20 protein-coding genes are annotated in these 21,813 nt (G+C 67.3%); 13 read left to right on the top strand and 7 right to left on the bottom strand.

Translation table 11 applies throughout. The features are described from left to right. Positions 1–136 precede the first annotated feature (136 nt). Positions 137–1,774: a 2-isopropylmalate synthase gene (locus ACX12F_RS16870; protein ID WP_459370392.1), complete on the top strand. Its 1,638-nt coding sequence runs from the start codon at positions 137–139 to the stop codon at positions 1,772–1,774. Here ACX12F_RS16870 and ACX12F_RS16865 read toward each other — a convergent pair. Further along, positions 1,761–2,216 (bottom strand): peroxiredoxin, encoded by a 456-nt coding sequence (locus ACX12F_RS16865; protein WP_459365674.1) that lies wholly within the window; start codon positions 2,214–2,216, stop codon positions 1,761–1,763. The two genes, ACX12F_RS16870 and ACX12F_RS16865, sit on opposite strands and share 14 nt — an antisense overlap. A gap of 32 nt (positions 2,217–2,248) precedes the next feature. Here ACX12F_RS16865 and ACX12F_RS16860 point away from each other — a divergent pair, with 32 nt between their 5' ends. The 10 genes from ACX12F_RS16860 to ACX12F_RS16815 all read left to right on the top strand — a co-directional run bounded on the left by ACX12F_RS16860 (position 2,249) and on the right by ACX12F_RS16815 (position 12,831). Beyond that, positions 2,249–3,754, top strand: a complete 1,506-nt coding sequence (locus ACX12F_RS16860; RefSeq protein ID WP_459365673.1) for an anthranilate synthase component I — start codon at positions 2,249–2,251, stop codon at positions 3,752–3,754. A 44-nt stretch (positions 3,755–3,798) separates the two neighbouring features. Beyond that, positions 3,799–4,353, top strand: a complete 555-nt coding sequence (locus ACX12F_RS16855) for a TIGR02234 family membrane protein (RefSeq protein ID WP_459370391.1) — start codon at positions 3,799–3,801, stop codon at positions 4,351–4,353. A 94-nt stretch (positions 4,354–4,447) separates the two neighbouring features. Further along, entirely contained in the window at positions 4,448–5,266 is an 819-nt protein-coding gene (gene trpC / locus ACX12F_RS16850) for an indole-3-glycerol phosphate synthase TrpC (RefSeq protein WP_459365672.1), read from the top strand. A 37-nt stretch (positions 5,267–5,303) separates the two neighbouring features. Then, positions 5,304–6,575 carry a tryptophan synthase subunit beta gene (gene trpB, locus ACX12F_RS16845; protein WP_459365671.1) on the top strand — a complete coding sequence of 424 codons (1,272 nt, stop codon included), beginning with the start codon at positions 5,304–5,306 and terminating at the stop codon, positions 6,573–6,575. Continuing rightward, a complete protein-coding gene (gene trpA / locus ACX12F_RS16840; RefSeq protein ID WP_459365670.1) occupies positions 6,572–7,363 on the top strand; it encodes a tryptophan synthase subunit alpha in 792 nt (263 codons plus the stop codon). Before trpB ends, trpA begins: the two co-directional genes overlap by 4 nt. Beyond that, complete coding sequence (gene lgt / locus ACX12F_RS16835; RefSeq protein ID WP_459365669.1) at positions 7,360–8,958, top strand: prolipoprotein diacylglyceryl transferase; 1,599 nt, start codon at positions 7,360–7,362, stop codon at positions 8,956–8,958. Before trpA ends, lgt begins: the two co-directional genes overlap by 4 nt. Positions 8,959–9,268: 310 nt before the next feature. Next, a complete protein-coding gene (locus tag ACX12F_RS16830; protein ID WP_459365668.1) occupies positions 9,269–9,889 on the top strand; it encodes a TetR/AcrR family transcriptional regulator in 621 nt (206 codons plus the stop codon). A gap of 151 nt (positions 9,890–10,040) precedes the next feature. Then, positions 10,041–10,439 carry a DUF2752 domain-containing protein gene (locus tag ACX12F_RS16825; protein ID WP_459365667.1) on the top strand — a complete coding sequence of 133 codons (399 nt, stop codon included), beginning with the start codon at positions 10,041–10,043 and terminating at the stop codon, positions 10,437–10,439. A gap of 95 nt (positions 10,440–10,534) precedes the next feature. Further along, positions 10,535–11,953: a pyruvate kinase gene (pyk, locus tag ACX12F_RS16820; RefSeq protein ID WP_459365666.1), complete on the top strand. Its 1,419-nt coding sequence runs from the start codon at positions 10,535–10,537 to the stop codon at positions 11,951–11,953. A 17-nt stretch (positions 11,954–11,970) separates the two neighbouring features. Then, complete coding sequence (locus tag ACX12F_RS16815) at positions 11,971–12,831, top strand: acyl-CoA thioesterase II (RefSeq protein WP_459365665.1); 861 nt, start codon at positions 11,971–11,973, stop codon at positions 12,829–12,831. Between the two features lie 45 nt (positions 12,832–12,876). On the opposite strand, the gene ACX12F_RS16810 is transcribed toward ACX12F_RS16815, so the two are convergent. The 6 genes from ACX12F_RS16810 to ACX12F_RS16785 form a co-directional block, all read right to left on the bottom strand. Continuing rightward, positions 12,877–13,329 (bottom strand): DUF4190 domain-containing protein, encoded by a 453-nt coding sequence (locus ACX12F_RS16810; protein WP_459365664.1) that lies wholly within the window; start codon positions 13,327–13,329, stop codon positions 12,877–12,879. After that, positions 13,326–14,852, bottom strand: a complete 1,527-nt coding sequence (locus ACX12F_RS16805; RefSeq protein ID WP_459365663.1) for an ATP-binding cassette domain-containing protein — start codon at positions 14,850–14,852, stop codon at positions 13,326–13,328. Before ACX12F_RS16805 ends, ACX12F_RS16810 begins: the two co-directional genes overlap by 4 nt. Continuing rightward, a complete protein-coding gene (gene cydD / locus ACX12F_RS16800; RefSeq protein WP_459365662.1) occupies positions 14,839–16,458 on the bottom strand; it encodes a thiol reductant ABC exporter subunit CydD in 1,620 nt (539 codons plus the stop codon). The genes ACX12F_RS16805 and cydD overlap by 14 nt, the downstream gene beginning before the upstream one ends. Before the next feature lie 23 nt (positions 16,459–16,481). Next, positions 16,482–17,528 (bottom strand): cytochrome d ubiquinol oxidase subunit II, encoded by a 1,047-nt coding sequence (cydB, locus tag ACX12F_RS16795; protein WP_459365661.1) that lies wholly within the window; start codon positions 17,526–17,528, stop codon positions 16,482–16,484. Positions 17,529–17,575: 47 nt separating this feature from the next. Then, positions 17,576–19,024 (bottom strand): cytochrome ubiquinol oxidase subunit I, encoded by a 1,449-nt coding sequence (locus ACX12F_RS16790; RefSeq protein WP_459365660.1) that lies wholly within the window; start codon positions 19,022–19,024, stop codon positions 17,576–17,578. Positions 19,025–19,165: 141 nt separating this feature from the next. Continuing rightward, on the bottom strand, positions 19,166–19,771 hold the full coding sequence (locus tag ACX12F_RS16785) for an HdeD family acid-resistance protein (RefSeq protein ID WP_459370390.1): 606 nt from the start codon (positions 19,769–19,771) through the stop codon (positions 19,166–19,168). Positions 19,772–20,015: 244 nt separating this feature from the next. Here ACX12F_RS16785 and ACX12F_RS16780 point away from each other — a divergent pair, with 244 nt between their 5' ends. Together ACX12F_RS16780 and ACX12F_RS16775 are read left to right on the top strand one after the other, a co-directional pair. Continuing rightward, complete coding sequence (locus tag ACX12F_RS16780) at positions 20,016–20,885, top strand: ABC transporter substrate-binding protein (RefSeq protein WP_459370389.1); 870 nt, start codon at positions 20,016–20,018, stop codon at positions 20,883–20,885. Further along, positions 20,869–21,813: an amino acid ABC transporter permease gene (locus ACX12F_RS16775; protein ID WP_459365659.1), complete on the top strand. Its 945-nt coding sequence runs from the start codon at positions 20,869–20,871 to the stop codon at positions 21,811–21,813. Before ACX12F_RS16780 ends, ACX12F_RS16775 begins: the two co-directional genes overlap by 17 nt.

Here is a 21,813-nt window from a genome sequence, read left to right as displayed (position 1 = left end):
CCTCCTTGGCTGCCGCGGCGGGGTCTGAAACGACCGGCCCCCTGCCGTGGGGCTCTGTCGCGACCGGTCACTTCAGCAACCGACCGAAAGCAAACCACTCATGAGCACCTCCTGGAACCGTCAACAACCGTCACCGATGCCCTGGCACCGCTACACCGATGTCTTCGACCGCGTGGACATTCCGGTGGCCCAAAGGGATTGGCCCAGTAACCGAATCACCACCGCGCCGTTGTGGGTGCCCGTCGACCTGCGCGACGGCAACCAAGCGCTGGCCGAGCCGATGGACCCCGATCGCAAACGCGAATTCTTCGAACAGCTCGTCGCCATCGGTTATAAGGAGATCGAGGTCGGTTACCCGTCGGCGTCGGCGACCGACTTCGACTTCGTGCGGTTGTTGGCCGAGACCGACATTGCGCCACCGGATGTCACCATCGCGGTGTTCACCCCGGCCCGGCGCGACCTGATCGAGCGCACGGTCGAGTCGGTGCGGGGCATGCGCAACGACGTCGTCATCCACATGTACACCGCGACGGCGCCCACGTGGCGAAATACCGTGCTGGGCAGAGACCGCGACGAACTGCGCAGCCTGATCCTGCACGGCGCGCTCGATGTGCTGACGCTGACGGATGGCCTGCCGAACATCCGATTCCAGTTCTCTCCGGAGGTGTTCAACCTCACCGAACCCGACTATGTGCTGGAGATCTGCGATGCCGTGACACAGCTGTGGGACGCCACCGAGCAGCGGCCGGTGATCCTGAATCTGCCTGCCACCGTGGAGGTCGCGACGCCCAACGTGTACGCCGACCAGATCGAGTACATGCACCGGAACCTGGCCCGGCGGGGCGCGGTGATCCTGTCCGTGCACCCGCACAACGACCGCGGGACCGGGGTGGCCTGCGCCGAATTGGCCGTGCTCGCCGGCGCACAACGCGTCGAGGGCTGTGTCTTCGGCAACGGCGAGCGCACCGGCAACGTCGATATCGCCACCCTGGCCCTGAACCTGTACGCCCAGGGTGTCGACCCGATGATCGACTTCTCCGATATCGACGCGGTCGCCCGCACCGTCTCGCACTGCACCCGGATGCCCATCCACGATCGGCATCCATATGTCGGCGACCTGGTGCATACCGCGTTTTCGGGCACGCATCAGGATGCGATCAAGAAGGGCTTGATCGAACATCGCGCCCGGGCCACTGCGGAGCGCAAAGCGGAGCGCGAAATCGATTGGCGGGTGCCTTATCTGCCGATCGATCCGGCTGATATCGGACGCAGCTACGACGCAGTGATCCGGGTCAACTCACAGTCCGGCAAGGGCGGCATCGCCTACCTGTTGCACACTGGATACGGGCTGGACCTGCCGCGGCGGCTGCAGATCGACTTCGCCCGGCACGTGCAGGCCCATACCGACGGCAGCGGTGCCGAGGTGACCGCGGCGGAGCTGTACGACCTGTTCGAGGCCACCTACCTGGACCACAGGGGTCCGGTTGAGCTCAAGGACTGGCACGCGAGCAGCGACGAAACCACCGAGATCACGCTGACCGTCAACGGGATGGCCCACACCAGCGCGCATCGCGGTGTCGGACCGGTCGCGGCGCTGACCCAGGCGCTGGCCGACGTGGGCCGGCCGGTCGAGATTCTGGGCCTGACCCAGCAGTCCATCGGTGCCACGGCGGTCACCTACCTGGAGCACCGCGGCGGCTGGTCCTGCGGTCGCAGCGATTCCGTGCTCACCGCGTCACTGGCGGCGGTGATCGGGGCGGCTAACGCGCCTTGAGCACCTCGAGCGCCTTGTCGGCGTGGGAGTCCATGGAGATCTCGCTGGCGATGACCTCGAGCACCCTGCGGTCGGTGTCGATGACGAACGTGGTCCGCTTGACCGGCATCAGCTTGCCGAGCAGGCCACGTTTGACACCGAACTGCTCGGCGACCGCACCTGAGGTGTCAGACAGGAGCGGGTAGTCGAAGCTGTGCTTTTCGGCGAACTTGTCCTGCTTCTCCACCGCGTCCATGCTGATCCCGACCCGGGACGCGCCGACCGCGGCGAACTCGGCCGCCAGGTCGCGGAAGTGGCAGGCCTCCATGGTGCAGCCCGGCGTCATGGCCGCGGGGTAGAAGAACAGCACGATCGGCCCATTGACTAGCAGCTCGGAAAGGCTGCGGACGGTCCCGGTCTGGTCGGGGAGGCTGAACTCTGCGACGACGTCACCACGTTTCATGGGTGCCACGCTACTTCTGGGAGGATGGCCGCGTGAAGACGACCTCACGTGAGGAATTCCGGGCGCTGGCCGCCGAGCACCGCGTCGTGCCGGTGACGCGCAAGGTGCTCGCCGACAGCGAGACGCCGCTGTCGGCCTACCGCAAGCTGGCCGCCAACCGTCCCGGCACGTTTCTGCTGGAATCGGCAGAGAACGGGCGGTCGTGGTCCCGGTGGTCCTTCATCGGCGCGGGCGCGCCCTCAGCGCTGACCGTTCGGGACGGTGACGCGGTCTGGCTGGGGAACACGCCGCAGGACGCGCCCAGTGGCGGCGACCCGCTGCAGGCGGTGCGCGACACCCTCGCGCTGCTGCAGACCGCGCCCGTCCCGGGCCTGCCGCCGCTGTCGAGCGGGCTGGTGGGTTATTTCGCCTACGACATGGTGCGCCGCCTGGAGCGGCTGCCGGAGCTGGCGGTCGACGATCTCAAGCTGCCGGACATGGTGCTGCTGTTGGCCACCGACATGGCGGCCGTCGACCACCACGAGGGCACCATCACGCTCATCGCCAACGCGGTCAACTGGAACGGCACCGACGAGCGCGTCGACTGGGCGTATGACGATGCGGTGGCGCGCCTCGACGTCATGACCAAGGCGCTGGGGGAGCCGCTGCCGTCGAGCATCGCGACCTTCAGTCGGCCGCAGCCGGAGCCCCGGCAGCAGCGCACGGTCGAGGAGTACACCGCGATCGTCGAGAAGCTGGTCGGCGACATCGAGGCCGGCGAGGCATTCCAGGTGGTGCCGTCGCAGCGGTTCGAGATGGACACTGCCGCCGACCCCATCGACGTGTACCGGATGCTGCGGGTGACCAACCCGAGCCCGTATATGTATCTGCTCAACGTGCCCAATGCCGAAGGGGGCCTTGACTTCTCGGTGGTCGGCTCCAGTCCGGAGGCGCTCGTCACGGTGAAGGACGGCGTGGCGACCACGCACCCGATCGCCGGTACCCGGTGGCGCGGCGCCACCGAGGAGGACGACATCCTGCTCGAAAAAGAGCTGCTCGCCGACGACAAGGAACGCTCGGAGCACCTCATGCTGGTCGATCTGGGCCGCAACGATCTGGGGCGCGTCTGCCGGCCGGGCACCGTGCGCGTCGAGGACTACAGCCACATCGAGCGCTACAGCCACGTCATGCACCTGGTTTCCACCGTCACCGGCCACCTCGCCGACGACAAGACCGCGCTGGACGCCGTCACCGCCTGCTTCCCGGCCGGGACGCTGTCCGGTGCGCCGAAGGTGCGGGCCATGGAGCTCATCGAAGAGGTCGAGCTGACCCGTCGTGGTCTATACGGCGGCGTGCTCGGGTACCTCGACTTCGCCGGCAACGCCGACTTCGCGATCGCGATCCGCACCGCGCTGATGCGCGGCGGCACCGCCTACGTCCAGGCCGGGGGCGGCGTCGTGGCGGACTCCAATGGGCCCTACGAATACAACGAGTCGTCAAACAAGGCCAAGGCCGTGCTGGCGGCCATCGCGGCCGCTGAGACGCTGAGCGAGCCGTGAAGACCACCCGCACCGCCCAGGTGCTGCTGCTCGTCGCCGCGCTGATGTTGTGGGGCGCCTCCCGGCTGCCCTGGGTCGACGTGTCGTCGTTCGATGGGCTGGGCCAGCCCAAGACGACGACGCTGTCCGGCTCGGCCTGGTCGACGGCCCTCATCCCACTGGCGCTCGTGGTCGGCGCCGCCGCGGTGGCGGCGCTGGCCGTGCGCGGCTGGGCGCTGCGGCTGCTGGCGCTGCTGGTCGCCGTCGCGAGTGCCGGGATGGGATACCTGGCCATCAGCCTGTGGGTGGTGACCGACGTCTCGGTGCGCGCGGCCGATATGGCGCAGATCGCCGTGATGTTCCTGGTCGGGACGCAGCGGCACTACTGGGGCGCCGGCGTGACGCTGGCGGCAGCGGTGTTGACGCTGGTCGGAGCCGTTTTGCTGATGCGTTCGGCAGGTCAGGGCGCCGCCGTCCCGGCCGCCTCCAAATACGCCGCGCCGGCTGCACGCCGCGAAGCTGCACCGGAAGAAGCTGCCGACGGGATGTCCGAACGGATGATGTGGGATGCCCTCGACGAGGGGCACGATCCGACCCAGAACGGGGGTGGGAGCAAATGAGCGTGGCCCGGTGGCAGTCCGCGCCGCCCCGACGACTACCCTTCGAGAAGATCATCTGGCTTGCCGAACCGGCACGGAAGGACGACGACGCGCTATGACTTCGGGGACCGTGCTCGACTCCATCATCGAGGGAGTTCGCGCTGATGTTGCCGCCCGCGAAGCCGCGCTGAGTCTGACCGAGGTCAAGGAGCGGGCCAAGCAGGCACCGTCCGCCAAGGATGCGCTCGCCGCGCTGCGTGAGCCGGGCATCGGCGTCATCGCCGAGGTGAAGCGGGCCAGCCCCAGCAAGGGTGCGTTGGCGCAGATCGCCGATCCGGCCAAGCTGGCCAAGGCCTACGAGTCCGGCGGTGCCCGGGTGATCAGTGTGCTGACCGAGGAGCGTCGCTTCCACGGTTCCTTGGCAGACCTGGACGCCGTGCGTGCCGCGGTGTCGATTCCGGTGCTGCGCAAGGACTTCGTCGTCACCCCGTACCAGATTCACGAGGCCCGGGCCCACGGCGCCGACATGCTGCTGCTGATCGTCGCCGCGCTCGAGCAGTCGGTTCTGACCTCGATGATCGATCGGACCGAGTCCCTCGGCATGACCGCCCTGGTCGAGGTGCACACCGAGGAGGAGGCCGACCGGGCTCTGCAAGCCGGTGCCCAGGTCATCGGCGTCAACGCCCGCGACCTGAAGACGCTGGAGGTCGACCGCGACTGCTTCGGCCGCATCGCTCCGGGCCTGCCGAGCAACATCATCCGGATCGCGGAGTCGGGGGTGCGTGGCACCGCTGACCTGCTGGCCTACGCCGGCGCCGGCGCCGACGCAGTGCTGGTCGGTGAAGGGCTGGTGACCAGCGGTGATCCCCGCAGCGCCGTCGCCGACCTGGTGACTGCCGGCACGCACCCGTCCTGCCCGAAACCAGCCCGCTGAATTGCGGGCTCCTGCGCGAAGAGCAGCCTGAGTTCTCATGTCTGATCGCACTGGTACTGAATTGCCGCGGATGAGCGCGGCGGTCGCCGAAGCCACAAGCCACGACCCCGACGCCAAGGGACACTTCGGTGCCTACGGTGGTCGCCTGGTGCCCGAGGCGCTGATGGCGGTCATCGAAGAGGTCACCGCGGCCTACGACAAGGTCCGCACCGACCAGACCTTCCTCGACGAGCTCGACCGCCTGCAGCAGCACTACACCGGCCGGCCGTCGCCGTTGTACGAAGCGACGCGGCTGTCCGAACATGCCGGCGGCGCGCGGCTGTTTCTCAAACGAGAAGACCTGAACCACACCGGTTCTCACAAGATCAACAACGTGCTCGGCCAGGTTCTGCTGGCCAAGCGCATGGGCAAGACCCGCGTCATCGCCGAGACCGGTGCCGGCCAGCACGGCGTCGCGACCGCGACGGCCTGCGCGCTGCTCGGCCTCGAATGCGTTGTCTACATGGGTGCGGTCGACACCGCTCGACAGGCGCTGAACGTGGCCCGGATGCGGCTGCTCGGCGGCACCGTGGTGTCGGTCGAAGCCGGCTCGGCGACCCTCAAGGACGCCATCAACGAAGCCTTCCGCGATTGGGTCACCAACGCCGACAACACCTATTACTGCTTCGGCACCGCGGCCGGGCCGCATCCGTTCCCGGTCATGGTGCGCGACTTCCAGCGCGTCATCGGCATGGAGGCGCGGGTCCAGGTGCAGCAGCAGGCCGGCCGGCTGCCCGACGCGGTGACCGCCTGCGTCGGCGGCGGATCGAACGCCATCGGAATCTTCCACGCCTTCATCGATGATCCGGGCGTGCGCCTGGTCGGTTTCGAAGCGGCCGGAGACGGCGTCGAAACCGGAAGGCACGCAGCCACTTTCGCCGGCGGCTCCCCAGGTGCGTTCCAGGGGTCGTTCTCGTACCTGCTGCAGGACGAGGACGGCCAGACCGTCGAATCACATTCCATCTCAGCCGGTCTGGATTACCCAGGCGTCGGTCCCGAGCACGCCTACCTCAAGGACACCGGCCGTGCCGAATACCGGCCGATCACCGACACCGAGGCCATGGAAGCGTTCGGACTGCTGTGCCGCACCGAGGGCATCATCCCGGCGATCGAATCGGCGCACGCTGTCGCCGGTGCTTTGAAATTAGGTATGGAGCTCGGTCCTCGCGCGGTGATCGTGGTCAACCTGTCCGGCCGCGGCGACAAGGATGTCGAGACCGCCGCGAAATGGTTCGGGTTACTGGACGGTGGGACTGGGGAAGCGTCATGAGCCGACTGGCTGGATTGTTCGAATCGTGCCGGGCCGAAGGGCGTTCGGCGCTGATCGGGTACCTGCCGACCGGCTACCCGGACGTGCAGACCTCGATCGACGCGATGGTGGCGATGACCGAATCTGGTTGCGACATCATCGAAGTCGGCGTCGCGTACTCCGATCCGGGCATGGACGGGCCGGTGATCGCGGCCGCCACGAACGTCGCCCTTCAAGGTGGGGTACGGGTCCGTGATGCCTTGAAGGCCGTCGAGGCCATCAGCAACGCCGGTGGTCACGCCGTCGTGATGACCTACTGGAACCCGGTGCTGCGCTGGGGTGTCGACGCGTTCGCGCGCGACCTGGCCGCGGCCGGCGGGCTCGGACTGATCACCCCAGACCTCATCCCCGACGAGGCCGACGAGTGGTTCAGCGTCTCCGACGCCCACAACCTGGACCGCATCTTCCTGGTGGCGCCGTCGTCCACCCCGGAGCGGTTGGCTACCACTGTCCAGGCGTCGCGCGGCTTCGTCTACGCCGCCTCGACCATGGGCGTCACGGGTGCGCGCGATGCGGTATCGAACATGGCGCCCGAGTTGGTTTCCCGCGTGCGGGCCGTGTCGGACATCCCGGTGGGTGTCGGACTCGGTGTGCGGTCACGGGAGCAGGCCGCTGAGATCGCGGCCTACGCCGACGGCGTCATCGTCGGCTCGGCGTTGGTATCTGCGCTCGGTGACGGCGGCATCCCCGCGGTACGAGCTTTGTCCGAAGAACTGGCCCACGGAGTACGACAGAGAGTTTCCGCGTGACCACATCGTTGCTGGCATACATTCCGAGTCCGGCCCAGGGCGTCTGGCACTTGGGGCCAGTACCGATCCGGGCCTACGCGCTCTGCATCATCACCGGCATCATCGCCGCGCTGGTCATCGGCGATCGCCGATGGGTCGCGCGCGGTGGTGAGGCGGGCGTCATCTACGACATCGCGTTGTGGACGGTGCCGTTCGGGCTCATCGGTGGTCGGCTGTACCACCTGATGACCGACTGGCGTACGTACTTCGCCGAGGGCGGTGCGGGGATCGGGGCGGCCGTCCGGATCTGGGATGGCGGCCTGGGCATCTGGGGTGCGGTCGCGCTCGGTGGCGTCGGCGCCTGGATCGGCTGCCGCCGGCACGGAATTCCGTTGCCCGCGTTCGGCGACGCCATCGCACCCGGCATCATCCTGGCGCAGGCCATCGGCCGGCTGGGCAACTACTTCAACCAGGAGCTGTACGGCCGGCCGACCGACTTGCCGTGGGGTCTGGAGATCTTCCAGCGCAGCGACGGCTCCGGTGTGGTGAACCCGCACCTGCTCAACGGGGTCTCAACTGGGCAGGTCTACGAGATCGTGCACCCGACGTTCCTCTACGAATTGCTGTGGAACCTCCTGGTGTTCTTCTTGCTGCTGTGGGCCGACCGCCGCTTCAAGCTGGGCCACGGCCGGCTGTTCGCACTGTATGTCGCCGCCTATTGCGTCGGCCGCTTCGGCGTCGAGCTGATGCGCAGCGACACCGCCACGCTGATCGCCGGTATCCGCGTCAACTCGTTCACCTCGACGTTCGTGTTCATCGGCGCGGTGGTCTACATGATGGTGGCGCCGCGGGGCCGTGAGGATCCGGCAACGCTCGGTGGCCCGCAGGCCGAGGAGGCCGAGGCCGAGGAGTTTGACGCCGAGATCGAGGTCGAGGCCGAGGGCGCTGCGCCGTTGGCCGTCGCGGCCGGCGTGGTGGCCGGTGGTACCACGGAAACCGACGACGCCGAGGATGCTGATCTCGTCGAACCTGAGGCCGACAGCGAAGTTGCCGACGAGGCGGACGCCGTCGAGATCCAGCCCGACGAACCCGAAGCCCTCGCCGAGCAGGTCGTCGACGCCGAGAACGCGGAGGAATCGGTCGACGAAGACGCAGTCGATGCCGACGAAGCCGGGGCCGACGCGCCGGAGGCCGAAGGCGTCGAAGGTGTCGCGGAGTCCGAGGGGGCAACGGAATCGGCCGAGGTGGCCGACGAGGCTGCGGCCGAGGCGGATGTCGCGGACGCCGACGATGTTGCTGATGCCGCTGACGCTGCCGAGGACGAGGCGGTGGCGGAGTCCGAGGGGTCAGCGGAGTCCGATGAGGCGGCTGACGAGGCTGCGGTCGAGACGGATGTCGCGGACGCCGACGATGTTGCTGATGCCGCTGACGCTGCCGAGGACGAGGCCGTCGAGGAGTCGAAAGAGGCCACAGATTCCGACGATTCGGCTGGTGAATCCGAAACGGCCGAGGCAGCTGCGCCGAAAGCAGAAGCCACCGAAAAGGTTGAGCCGGTTGGGGTTCCCGTGTGGGAGCCGCCGGCGCCCCGTCGTCGTTGGTGGGGCCGGCAGGGCTGAGCCAGCCATTGGGGCCGCGAGTGTGCGTACAGATCGCGGATCTCGCGCCGGCGTGCACGGTGTGCACGCTCGGCGGCCCTCGTCGTTGACCCTGAACTGGGGGCGGAAACGGTCGAGTAGCCAATACCGCAGGCGCGGCGTCGGCACACCGTGACGGTTGCCCCTGCGGTGAGGGCGTAAAGCCAAGACGGTGGGGGCAGAGTCAACCCGACCTCAGGTCCGTCCCGCGGCGAAAGTGCGCACAACCTGGACTTTCATGCGAACGGTATGTTCCTGACTCGCCGGTTGCGTGCGCCCGTGCGGTGGTTGGATGTCCCCTGTGGATGACATAGCCGACGGAGCGCAGTTGCAGCAGTCTCGGCAGGACCGCATCCTCAATGCGGCGCTGAAGGTGTTTGCGCAACGGGGCACGTCCGATGCGACGTTGCAGATGGTCGCCGATACCGCCGGTGTCTCAGTCGGATTGGTGCAGCACCATTTCGGCACCAAGGACGGTTTGATCAAAGCCGTCGACGACATGGCTATGACCCTTATCAGCGCCACGATGATTGCCGCGCTCGAGAGCCCGGGCCAGGATTCGGTTGCCGCGATCGGCAGGGCGGTGCATCGTCTGCTGACCGATCATTTGGTGGTCATGGATTACCTGGGCCGCGCGGTGGCTTCTGAAACTCCCAGCGGCATGGCGATATTCGACGCGATGGCGCGCAGCGGCATCGAGCGGTGGCAGCGAATGATCGACACCGGAGACGCGGTCGACGGGCTCGATGCGGTTTGGGCTGGTTTGAACCCCCTGGTGCTGACCCTGGGGTCGATCATCCTGCGTCGCCACCTCGACAGGCACCTGCCCGCGCCGTTCACCTCTGACGCGGAACTGACCCGATGGGAAGACTCGGTCAACGAGCTGATCCGTCACGGTCAGTTGCGCCAATAAAACCCCGCCACGTTTGCCCGAACCGTTACAATACGGCAATATTGTCGCTAGTTCGTGGCGAACGTCGGTGTCGAGGGGTCACTGACGTTCGCATTGCTCCCGATCGATCGGGCGCCATGCCGGACGGGCAGGTGACGGGCATCATGGACTGATGACCTCAGCAGGCAGGCTCGGACGCGTCGCGGCGGTGGCCGGCACGGGAGCCGCGGCACTGGGTGCGCTGACGTACATCGGGCTGGCCGATCCGCACCGCCCCGGATTCGGGTTCCCGCCGTGCCCATTCAGGGCGCTGACGGGGTGGAACTGTCCGCTGTGCGGTGGGCTGCGGATGACTCACGATGTGTTGCACGGCGACTTCTCGGCCGCGGTGGTCGACAACGTGTTCGCACTCGTTGGATTGCCGTTGTTGGTGGCGTGGCTGGTCGTGTGCTGGCGACGTCGGCAGTCGGTGACGCCTCCGCTCGTGACGGCGCTGGTGGCGATGGCGGTGTGGACGGTGGTCCGCAATCTCCCAGGCTTTCCGCTGGTGCCGACGTTCATCCAGCCGTAGACGCCACGCAGCAACTCCGCGTTCCACGGATGTTGTCGTGCCGACAGCGCTCCCGGCGGGCAGTTATCTGAATCGATCCACTATGCTCATGCACTGTGAATAGGCGCGGAAAAATCGTCTGTACGCTCGGCCCGGCTACGTCTACCGACGAGACCGTGAGGGCGCTGGTGGATGCTGGGATGGATGTGGCGCGGCTGAATTTCAGCCATGGCGCGCACGCTGACCACGAGGCGGCGTACAAGCGCGTGCGAGCGGCCTCCGACGCGTCCGGCCGCGCGGTCGGCGTGCTGGCCGATCTGCAGGGTCCCAAAATCCGGCTTGGTCGCTTCGCTGACGGCCCCACCGAGTGGCGCACCGGCGAGACGGTTCGGATCACCGTCGACGACTGCGAGGGCACCCACGACCGCGTCTCGACCACCTACAAGCAGCTGGCCGAAGACGCCGTCGCCGGTGACCGCCTGCTCGTCGACGACGGCAAGGTCGGCCTGGTGGTCGAGAAGATCGACGGCCACGACGTCGTCTGCACCGTCACCGAAGGCGGGCCGGTCAGCAACAACAAGGGTCTGTCCCTGCCGGGGATGAATGTGTCCGTTCCGGCGTTGTCCGAAAAGGACATCGACGACCTGGAGTTCGCGCTGAGGCTTGGCGTGGACCTGATCGCGCTGTCGTTCGTCCGGTCTCCGGCGGACATCGAGCTGGTGCACGAGGTCATGGACCGGGTGGGTCGCCGGGTCCCGGTGATCGCCAAGCTGGAGAAGCCCGAGGCCGTCGACAACCTCGAGGCCATCGTGCTGGCCTTCGACGCCGTCATGGTCGCCCGTGGTGACCTGGGCGTCGAACTGCCGCTGGAAGAAGTGCCGTTGGTGCAGAAACGCGCCATCCAGATGGCCAGGGAGAATGCCAAGCCCGTCATCGTGGCCACCCAGATGCTGGAGTCGATGCTCGAGAACTCCAGGCCCACCCGGGCCGAGGCCTCGGACGTCGCCAACGCGATTCTCGACGGCGCCGACGCCGTGATGCTCTCCGGCGAGACGTCGGTCGGCAAGTACGCGCTCGAGGCGGTGCGGACCATGGCGCGCATCGTGAAAGCTGTCGAGGCAAATTCCACCGACGCACCTCCGTTGACGCACGTGCCCCGCACCAAGCGGGGCGTCATCTCCTACGCGGCCCGCGATATCGGAGAGCGGCTGGACGCCAAGGCACTGGTGGCCTTCACCCAGTCGGGCGACACCGTGCGCCGACTGTCCCGCCTGCACACACCGCTGCCGCTGCTGGCCTTCACCGACCTGCCGGAGGTGCGCAGCCAGCTGGCGCTGACCTGGGGAACCGAGACGTTCATCGTGCCGCAGATGGAGAGCACCGACGGCATGATCCAAGAGGTCGACAAGGCGCTGCTGGAACTGGACCGCTACAAGCGCGGTGACCTGGTGGTCATCGTCGCGGGCGCGCCACCGGGCACAGTAGGCTCGACCAACCTGATCCACGTGCACCGGATCGGGGAGGAAGACCACTAGGCCGGGGGGTAGCGCGCGTGACGACTGCTGATTTCGAGGAACTGCTCAAGGTTCTCGACGTCACCCAGGTCGACGACGACACCTTCACCGGTGGCCATCCGAGCCGCAACCCGGTCCGCACCTTCGGTGGCCAGATGATGGCGCAGGCGTTCGTCGCCGCCAGCCGCACCGTGCCGCCGAAGCTGCCGCCGACGACGCTCTCGACGCACTTCATCGCCGGCGGTGACCCGGAGCGCGACCTGGAGTTCAAGGTCGTCCGGCTGCGCGACGAACGGCGGTTCGCCAACCGCCGGGTCGATGTCATGCAGGGCGACACCCTGCTGGCGACGGCGCTGGTGTCACACCTGGCCGGCGGGCGCAGTCTCGAGCACGCCGTCAAGGCGCCCGCGGTGCCGGATCCGTTGTCACTGCCCACGATTGACGACCTGCTGAAGGGCTACGAGGAAACCGTTCCGCTGTTCGTCGAGGCGCTCAAGCCCATCGAATGGCGCTACACCAACGACCCGGCCTGGGTGATGCGGGACAAAGGCGGCAGGCTCGACCACAACCGGGTGTGGCTCAAAACGATGGGCGCCATGCCCGACGATCCGGTGCTGCATGCCGCGGCGCTGGTCTACTCGTCGGACACGACGCTGCTCGACTCGATCATCACCACCCACGGTCTGTCATGGGGCCATGACCGGATTTTCGCGGTCACCATGAACCACACTGTCTGGTTCCACCGGCCCTTCAAGTTCGACGAGTGGGTGCTGTATTCGACGACGTCGCCGGTGGCCGCCGACTCCCGCGGTCTGGCGTCCGGCCATTTCTTCGACCGGGCCGGCCAGGTGCTGGCGACGGTGACTCAGGAAGGCATCGTCAAACACTTTCCGGGCTAAAGGGTTTCGGGGTTATTAGACCTCGACCGCCGCCGAATTGCCGGCTCAGCCGGCCGCGACGCCGAACTCCTTCTCGATGCGGCTCCGGAACTCCTGGACGCATGTGCTCTGCGCGTTTTGGTCCTGTCCGGCGCGGGTCATGCAGTCGGTGTATTCGGCGAAGCCGACCTGCCGGTAGAAACCGATCACGACGAAGATGAACACCACTGCCAGCACTGTCGCGAGCGCGCCCAGCGCGATGCCCGCACCGGCCACCACGGCATTGTTGGCGAGCCCTTCCTTGACCCGGCTGCGGCCGATGATGCCGCACGCCACCGCCCCGAGGCCGAACAGCAGCCCACCGACCACCGACCATGAGGTCAGCAGTCCCACGATGCCGAGCACCAGCGCGGCGGTCCCCACGCCGTTGCGCGGCGCCGTCGGGTACGCCCCATATCCCTGGTTGGCGTACGGCGGCGGTGGCGGCGGGGGATAGCCGCCGCCGGGGTACATGCTCATGACCCCGCAGGGTACCCGTCGTTGCTGGCGTCCAGGTCCAGCACCGTGCAGTCGAGGTCGGCCGGCAGGTGATGGGTCGCCACCACCACCGCACGCCCGGTGCCGAACAACGCGCCGGGAGTGAGAAGTTCGGTGAGCAGGCGATGGCTGTCCGCGGCATCGAGGTGTTCGGTCGGCTCGTCGAGGAGGACGACGGGGAAGTCGGTCAAGAGGGCACGGGCGAGCAGGAGGCGGCGGCGCTGGCCGGCGGAGACCGCGGCTGCCCCACCGCCAAGCAGGGTCGACAGCCCTTCGGGCAACGTCGCCAGCCAGGGTCCGAGGCCAACCTGTGCCAGGGCGGCGGTGAGTTGGTCGTCGGTGGCATCACCACGGGCCACCAGCAGGTTGTCCCGCAGTGTGGTGTCGAACAGGTGGGCATCCTCGGCGAAAAAGCCGGCCGGGGAATCGGTTTCGCGGAAGTGATCGGCGGTGGACAACAGCAAGGTGGTCTTGCCGCGGCCGCTGGCACCCAGGACTGCCACTCGGTCACCGGCCGCCAGGTCGAGTGGTGGGACCGCCGCAAGGATGCGGTCGGCGGAGTCCTCGGCCAACATCGCGGTCAGCCGAGCGATGGCGATGCGGGCCCGGGTCAGCTGCACCGCCGCGGCCGGCAGGGCGCCGATTGCTTCGAACGCCGACAACGGCAGCAGCATGAGGACCGCCAACGTGGTGGGAGCGACGGATGAGGTGAGCGCGATGGCGGCGACCACCGCGGCGATGGCACTCGCGCCGGTGGCCAGGACCGGAACTGCGGTGGCCAGAGCGGCGGGCCGGGCGGCGCGATCGGCGGCATCGCCCCAGCGGCGGTGGTCCTCGGTGGCCGCAGTGATGACTCCGCTGAGGCGGCCGGCGACAGCCAGCTCCGCGGCGTGGTCGAGGGCCAGCATGACGGCCCCATCGCGATCCGAATGGTGCGCTGCGGCAAGGTGTTCGGTGGCTTCTGCAGCGCGGGCGGCTTGCCACGGCGCCCACACCCCGGCGGCGATCAGCCCGGCGGCAAGAGCGAGGGCCGCGGCGGGGGAGATGACGGCGATGACGACCACCGTGGCCGACGACAGCACCGTCGCCACGGCGATGGGCAGCACCGACCGCACCAGGGTGTCGGCCAGGTCATCGACCGAAGCACCGGCGCGCGAGACCAATTCACCGCTGCTCAGCCGCAGCACCGTCGCCGGCGGGGCGGCGCAGAGCCGCCGGTACAGTTCGGTGCGGGCGCGGCCGGCGGCGCGTAGGGCCACGTCGTGCGACGCCAATCGTTCGCAATAACCCAGCACCCCACGGGAAATGCCGAACAGGCGGACTGCCACCACGGCGACGGTCAGTTCCAGGATCGGCGGCCGTTCCCAGGCCCGGGTGATCAACCACGCCGACACCCCGGCCAGCGCGAGCGCGCTGCCGAGTGCGGCTGACCCGAGAGTGACGGCCAGCACCAGGCGGGGCAGCCGGGGGCGCAGCAACGCGAACGCGAACCTAGCCGTGGACATGGACGTCACCTCCGACCCGGACGATCTCGTCGCCGATGGCCAGCACCGCGTCGCGGTGTCCGACGACCAGGACGGTCGCGCCGGCCTCGGCACGGGACCGGATCGCTTGCAGGACCCGGATTTCCAGTTCGGCGTCCAGATGTGCGGTCGGTTCGTCGAGCAGCAGCACCGGGGTCGGCCGGCCCAGTACCCGGGCCAGGGCCAGCCGCTGTCGCTGGCCCAGCGACAGCCCCGAGCCGCCGCGCCCGAGAACGGTGTCGAGTCCGGCGGGCAGCGTGGCCAGGACCTCGTCGAATCCTGATGTGCGGCAGGCATCGTCGAGGTCGGGGAGGGTGCCGAGCAGTTCCAGGTTCTCTCGCACGGTACCCGGGACCAGTACCGGCCGCCCAGGCAGCCAGCCGATCTGTCGCCACCAGTGCTGCCGATCCAGCGCGCCGACCTCGACGCGGTGGTCGTCGTCACCGATCAGTACCCGACCCGTGTCAGGCGTCGTCAGCCCCAGAATCGCCTGCAGCGCGGTGCTTTTCCCGCTGCCGTTGGGGCCGGTGAGCACGGTCACCGAGCCGGGCGCCGCCCGCAACGTCAGATTGTGCGGGGCCGGTCCGTCCCGGCCATCGACGCTGACCTGCTCGAGGTCGATGGTCGGCCGCGCCCCGATCCGCGCGGCGCCCGATTCCGGTTGCCCCGTGGCCTCCAGCAGCCGGTAGGCCTGCCCGAAAGCGACCTTGCCGTCCTGGGCCGCATGGAATTCCACGCCGACGCGCCGTAGTGGCCAGAAGACCTCGGGTGCCAGCAGCAGGACGGTCAGGGCCACCGGCAGGGTGACCCCGCCGCTGACCAGTCGCAGACCCACGCCGACGGCCACCAGCGCCACCCCGAGCGTGGCCAGCAATTCGAGCACCAGCGCCGACAGGAAGGCGATGCGGAGCGTGGCCAGGGCCGAATGCCGGTGCGCGTCAGATAGTTCCGTGATGCGCGGCGCCGCACCTTCGGCTCGGCCCAGGGCGCGCAGGGTGGGAATACCCGCGATGAGATCGAGCAGCCGCGACTGCAGCGTGGCCATGGCGGCGAGCGCGGCAGCCGAGCGCTCGGTCGTCATGACCCCGATCAGCACCATGAACAGGGGGATCAGCGGCAGGGCGATCAGCACCACCACGGCGGATTTCACGTCATACCAGGCGATCACGATCACTGCCGCCGGCGTCAGCAGTGCCGACATGACCACGGCGGGCAGGTAACGGGTGAAGTACGGCCGCAATCCGTCGAGACCGCGGGTGAGCAGGATCGCGGCTTCGTCGCGCACAGCTTGTCGACGGTGCGGCGGCAGCGCGGTGACCGCGGTGAGGACTTGTGCGTCGAGGTCGGCGATCATCGCGGTGGCGCCGTGCTGGCTCAGCCTGGCCTGCCACCACAGGGCGCCGGCCCGCAGCGCCCAGAGCGCGGCGAGCGCCAGCAGCTGTGGCACCCAGTGCGAGAGCCGCGCCGGGGTCGTGATGACGCCGGCCACCACCTGTGCGGTGAGCACTGCCGCGGCGAGCGCGGCGCCGGTGATGACCAGCCCGCTACCGACCGTGGCCGCAAGATGCCGCCGCAGACCTGCGGTCATGCGGGGGTTGGTCGACGGTCGGGTCAGTGCGGTAGGCCGTTTCGGGTCAGACCGATGGAGGCCGGGATGTGCTCGGCCGAAATCCGTTGCCGGAACACCCAGTACGACCAGCCCTGGTAGCCGATCACCAACGGAGTGAACACCAGGGCGGCCCAGGTCATCACCTTGAGGGTGTACGGCGACGATGATGCGTTGTGGATGGTCAGGCTCCACGCCGGGTTGAGCGTCGAGGGAATGAGATTCGGGTACAGGCAGCTGAACAGCAGCGCGACCACGGCCACGACGACCACCGCCGTCGCAGCGAAGGCCCAACCGTCGGCGCGGCGCGTCCATACCAACCGGACCGCCGAGAGCTGTGCCACCACGGCGATTCCCAGCGCGATCCAGGTCACGTCGTTGCCGTAGGCCAACTGGGTCCAGATGCCGAATGCGGCGACGATCACCGTCACCGGGACGGTGAGTCGGGTGGCAAAGCGGCGCGCGGTATCATGCACGGCCCCTTGGGTTTTGAGGGTGACGAAGACTGCGCCGTGGAACGCGAACAGGCTGGCCGTGGCGATACCGCCGAGCAGGGAGTACGGGCCCAGGACGTCGCCGAAGGACAGCTGAATCTGATGGTGGGCGTCGACCGGGAGGCCGCGCACGATGGATGCGAACGCCACGCCCCACAACACGGCGGGCAGCCAGGACCCCACCGCGATGCCGATATCGGCCCACCGTCGCCACTGCGGGTCGTCGATCTTGCCGCGCCATTCGATGGCGCAGGCCCGCACGATCATGCCGACGAGGATGGCCAGCAGCGGCAGATAGAGGCCCGAGAACAGCGTCGCGTACATGCCGGGGAACGCCGCGAACATCGCGCCTCCGGCGGTGAGCAGCCAGACTTCGTTGCCGTCCCACACCGGTCCGATGGTGTTCAGGACGGCGCGGCGGTGCTGGTCGGCGTCCCCGTCGGCAGCACGGCCGAAGAACTCCATGAGCATTCCGACGCCGAAGTCGAATCCTTCCAGGACGAAGAAGCCGACGAAGAGCACGGCCAGGATGATGAACCACAGGTGTTGCAATGTCATGCGCGATCCGCCCTCGGCTCCTCGCTGGTGGCCATGGCTGCCCCTTCCTAGTACGCGAACGACAGTGGGGCGACGTCGTCGCTGCCCGGTGGGGTGGGTGGTGTCGGTTCGGCGTCGTGTTCGAGCGGACCCTCGATCGTGTAGCGGCGGATCAGCCAGAACCAGACGACGGCAAGCAGCGCATACAGCGCGGTGAAGGTGATCAGCGAGATCCAGACCGTACCCGCGCTGTGCGCCGACACGCCCTGCCGAATGGTCAGGTGCAGGTTCGGGTCACCGGTCGGGTTGGTGGCGACCACCCACGGCTGCCGTCCCATCTCGGTGAAGACCCAGCCGGCGCTGTTGGCCAGGAACGGCATGGGCAGCGTCACCAGTGCGAAGATGCTCAGCCAGCGTTGGGTAGGAATCCGGCCCTTGCGGGTCAACCACAATGTGGTGAGCGCGAAAAGCCCTGGGAACGCCAGCAATCCGATCATCATGCGGAAGGACCAGTAGGTGACGAACAGGTTGGGCCGGTAGTCGCCCGGGCCGTACTTGGCGACGTACTCCCGTTGCAGGTCCTGCACGCCTTCCAGTCGGACGCCCTGGAACTTGCTCTCGGCCAGGAAGGGCAGTACGTACGGCACCTCGATGACGTGTACGACGCTGTCGCAGTTGTTGTGGGTGCCGATGGTCAGCACCGAGAAGTTCGGGTCGGTTTCTGTGTGACACAACGATTCTGCCGAGGCCATCTTCATCGGCTGCTGGACGAACATGAGCTTGCCCTGCACATCCCCCGTGAGCGCGAGTGATGCGGCTGCGACCAAGGCGATTACACAGCCCAGCATGGCGGCGGGGCGGAACATGGTGCGCGATTCTTCGGTGTTACCGCTGCGCACCATCCACCAGGCACTGATGGCGGCGACGAAGGTGCCTGCCGTCAGGATCGCACCGCCGACCGTGTGCGTGAACGCCGCGATGCCGGTGTTGTTTGTCAGCAACTCCCAGATGCTGGTCAACTCGGCCCGGCCGGTCTCCGGATTGTAGTGCGCGCCAACGGGATGCTGCATGAACGAGTTGGCCGAGATGATGAAGAACGCCGACGCGTTCACCCCGAACGCGACGATCCAGATACACGCCAGGTGTACCAGTTTAGGCAGCTTGGTCCAACCGAAGATCCACAGGCCGATGAAGGTGGATTCGAAGAAGAATGCGGCCAGGCCCTCGAGCGCCAGAGGTGCGCCGAACACATCACCGACGAAGCGTGAGTACTCGCTCCAGTTCATGCCGAACTGGAATTCCTGCACGATGCCCGTGGCCACGCCGAGGGCGAAGTTGATCAGGAACAGCTTGCCGAAGAACTTGGTGAGCCGGTACCAGGCCGGGTTTCCGGTCACCACCCAAACGGTCTGCATGACGGCCAACAGCGGCGCGAGGCCGATGGTCAGTGGGACCAGGATGAAGTGGTAGACGGTGGTGATCCCGAACTGCCACCTCGATACGTCCAGTGCGTCCATTGAGCCTTCCCCAGCCAAAGGATTGGTCTACGACTTACTGTAGTAGTTCATGCGGGCCACGGTCCATACCTGCCGAACCGCGAAATGTGTGGCCAGACGCACACGTGCGCCGGGCCACACATACTCAGCAGATCACCCGACTCAGGCGTTGGTCGTCGCGTCGGTGACGGCCTTGTCAACAGCCTTGACGCCCTTGCGGATCCCGAAAGCGGTGATCACTTCGGCGACACCGGTGACCACCAGCCAGATGCCGGTCACCAACGCCAGCGTGCCGATCGACTCGATCGGCGATCCGAGCACCACGAAACCGGCGATGAGGCTGATGACGCCGAGGAAGATGTTCCAGCCGCGCCCGGGCAGGCCGGGATCGCTGATCGCCGACACCGTGGTGGCCACGCCGCGGAAGATGAAGCCGATGCCGATCCAAATGGCCAGCAGCAGCACAGCATCGCCGAGGTGGCGGAACGCCAGTACTGCGAGCACCAGTGACGCGGCGCCACTGATGAACGCCAGCACCCGACCGCCGGCCGCGACGTGCAGGCTGAAGGCGAACACCACCTGGCCGATGCCGGTGACGAGCAGGTAAGCGCCGAAGAAGATGGCCGCCACCGCGACCGAGATGCCGGGCTGGGCTAACACGGCAGCGCCCAATGCCACGGCGATCAGGCCCGCGATGAGCTCGGTTTTCCACAGATGCTGCAACAGACTTGGCGGAGTTGGAGTCGTCATTGACGCAGTCTCACATATTTGACGCTGGGTGCAACGAGTTCGGGCATCACTGTTTTTCCCTGGTTCAAGATGTGGACAACTGGCGATTGGGCTGCTTGGTGACGACGGTGCCGATAAGGTGCTCCCAATGCGGGCGCGCGGCGATGCGCGCCGGCGCTGTGTCATGGCAGGTGTGGTCGGGACAGAAGTGAAGCATGAAGGAAGAGGCGACGTGTCAGGTGTGAGTCAGTCCGTTCGGGGCACGGCGCGGCGCATTGCGGTGATGGTGGCTGCCAGTGGCGCATTGGCGTTATCGGGCTGCGCGAAGAACACTGAATCCAGTTCCCCCGCAACGAGCTCGTCGGCTGCTCCCGCCGCCAAGGTCGAATCGATCGCCAACACGGTGCCGGAGGCCATCAAGTCCAGCGGCAAGCTGATCGTGGGCGTCAACCTGCCTTACGCGCCCAACGAATACAAGGATCCGACCGGCAAGGTCGTCGGATTCGATGTCGACCTGATGAACGCCATCGCGCAGACGCTCGGCCTGACTGTCGACTACCGCGAAGAATCGGACTTCTCGAAGATCATCCCGGCCATTCAGGCCGGCACCTACAACGTCGGCATGTCGTCGTTCACCGACAGCAAGCAGCGCGAACAGCAGGTCGATTTCGTCACCTACTTCTCCGCGGGGAGCCTGTGGGCCCAGCGCGCCGGAGACCACGTCGACCCCAACAACGCCTGCGGCAAGAAGGTTGCGGTCGAGTCCACCACGGTCCAGGACACCGAGGAGCTGCCCGCCAAGACCAAGGCGTGCACCGATGCCGGTAAACCACCGATCGATGTGGTGAAGTTCGACAATCAGGACCAGGCGGCCAACGCCGTCGTCGTCGGCCAGGCCGACGCCTTGTCAGCCGATTCGCCGGTGACGCTGTGGGCGATCAAGCAGGCGGGCGGCAAGCTGGTGCAGGCCGGTGAAGTGTTCAACTCGGCGCCGTACGGATGGCCCGTGAAGAAGGGCTCGCCGTTGGCGCAGTCGCTGCTGCAGGCGTTGCAGCACCTGATCGACAACGGCACGTACAAGCAGATCGCCACCAATTGGGGCGTGCAGGCCGGGATGATCGACAAGCCGGTCGTCAATGGGGCCACCAGCTGACGTGACGAACGCTGACTCGGCGGCGGACCCGAACGGTCCCGCCGCCATCGATGCGATCCCGCTGCGACACCCGTGGCGGTGGATCGGCGCGGCCGCGATCGTCGTCGTGGCCGGCCTGTTCGTCTACGGTGCCGCCACCAACCCCGCCTACGGCTGGGATACCTACATCAAGTACCTGTTCGACGCACGGGTGTCCGAGGCAGCGTGGAACACCTTGCAGCTCACCGTCTATGCGATGACGATCGGCTTGGTGCTCGGTGTCGTCCTGGCTGTGATGCGGTTGTCACCCAACCCGGTGTTCCGCGCCGTCGCGTGGGGTTATCTGTGGATTTTCCGCGGCACCCCGGTGTACGTGCAGTTGGTGTTCTGGGGCCTGTTCCCGTCGATCTACCAGAACATCCAGATCGGGGTTCCGTTCGGTCCGTCGTTGTTCCACATCCAGCTGCAGGGGCTGTCGCTGGCGTTCCAGATGGCCTTCATCGGCCTGGGCCTCAACGAGGCCGCCTATATGGCCGAAATCATCCGCGCCGGAATCATTTCCGTGCCGGAGGGCCAGACCGAGGCGTCGGTCGCGCTGGGCATGTCGTGGTGGATGACCATGCGGCGCACCGTCCTTCCGCAGGCGATGCGGGTCATTGTGCCGCCGACGGGCAACGAGCTGATCAGCATGCTGAAAACCACATCGCTGGTCACCGCCGTGCCGTATACCCTCGAGCTCTACACCCGGACCCGCGACATTTCCGCCGTGATCTTCCAGCCCATCCCGCTGCTGCTGGTGGCCGCCAGCTGGTACCTGGCCATCACCAGCGTGCTGATGGTGGGGCAGTTCTATCTGGAGCGTTACTTCTCGCGCGGTGCATCGCGCAAACTGACCGCCAAACAGCTCGAGGCGCTTGCCCTCGCCCAAACCGGGGAAGTGCACCCATGA

The organism is Mycolicibacterium sp. HS_4_1 (assembly GCF_054515875.1).
This window is presented reverse-complemented; position numbering and strand designations above follow the sequence as displayed.

Coding starts and splice junctions, on each gene's coding strand:
- trpA (WP_459365670.1), top strand. CDS start 6,572: ATGAGCCGACTGGCTGGATTGTTCGAATCGTGCCGGGCCGAAGGGCGT.
- trpB (WP_459365671.1), top strand. CDS start 5,304: ATGTCTGATCGCACTGGTACTGAATTGCCGCGGATGAGCGCGGCGGTC.
- cydD (WP_459365662.1), bottom strand. CDS start 16,458: ATGACCGCAGGTCTGCGGCGGCATCTTGCGGCCACGGTCGGTAGCGGG.
- cydB (WP_459365661.1), bottom strand. CDS start 17,528: ATGACATTGCAACACCTGTGGTTCATCATCCTGGCCGTGCTCTTCGTC.
- ACX12F_RS16775 (WP_459365659.1), top strand. CDS start 20,869: ATGGGGCCACCAGCTGACGTGACGAACGCTGACTCGGCGGCGGACCCG.
- ACX12F_RS16825 (WP_459365667.1), top strand. CDS start 10,041: ATGACCTCAGCAGGCAGGCTCGGACGCGTCGCGGCGGTGGCCGGCACG.
- ACX12F_RS16855 (WP_459370391.1), top strand. CDS start 3,799: ATGTTGTGGGGCGCCTCCCGGCTGCCCTGGGTCGACGTGTCGTCGTTC.
- ACX12F_RS16805 (WP_459365663.1), bottom strand. CDS start 14,852: ATGTCCACGGCTAGGTTCGCGTTCGCGTTGCTGCGCCCCCGGCTGCCC.
- trpC (WP_459365672.1), top strand. CDS start 4,448: ATGACTTCGGGGACCGTGCTCGACTCCATCATCGAGGGAGTTCGCGCT.
- ACX12F_RS16780 (WP_459370389.1), top strand. CDS start 20,016: ATGGTGGCTGCCAGTGGCGCATTGGCGTTATCGGGCTGCGCGAAGAAC.
- ACX12F_RS16810 (WP_459365664.1), bottom strand. CDS start 13,329: ATGAGCATGTACCCCGGCGGCGGCTATCCCCCGCCGCCACCGCCGCCG.
- ACX12F_RS16830 (WP_459365668.1), top strand. CDS start 9,269: ATGTCCCCTGTGGATGACATAGCCGACGGAGCGCAGTTGCAGCAGTCT.
- ACX12F_RS16790 (WP_459365660.1), bottom strand. CDS start 19,024: ATGGACGCACTGGACGTATCGAGGTGGCAGTTCGGGATCACCACCGTC.
- ACX12F_RS16870 (WP_459370392.1), top strand. CDS start 137: ATGCCCTGGCACCGCTACACCGATGTCTTCGACCGCGTGGACATTCCG.
- ACX12F_RS16865 (WP_459365674.1), bottom strand. CDS start 2,216: ATGAAACGTGGTGACGTCGTCGCAGAGTTCAGCCTCCCCGACCAGACC.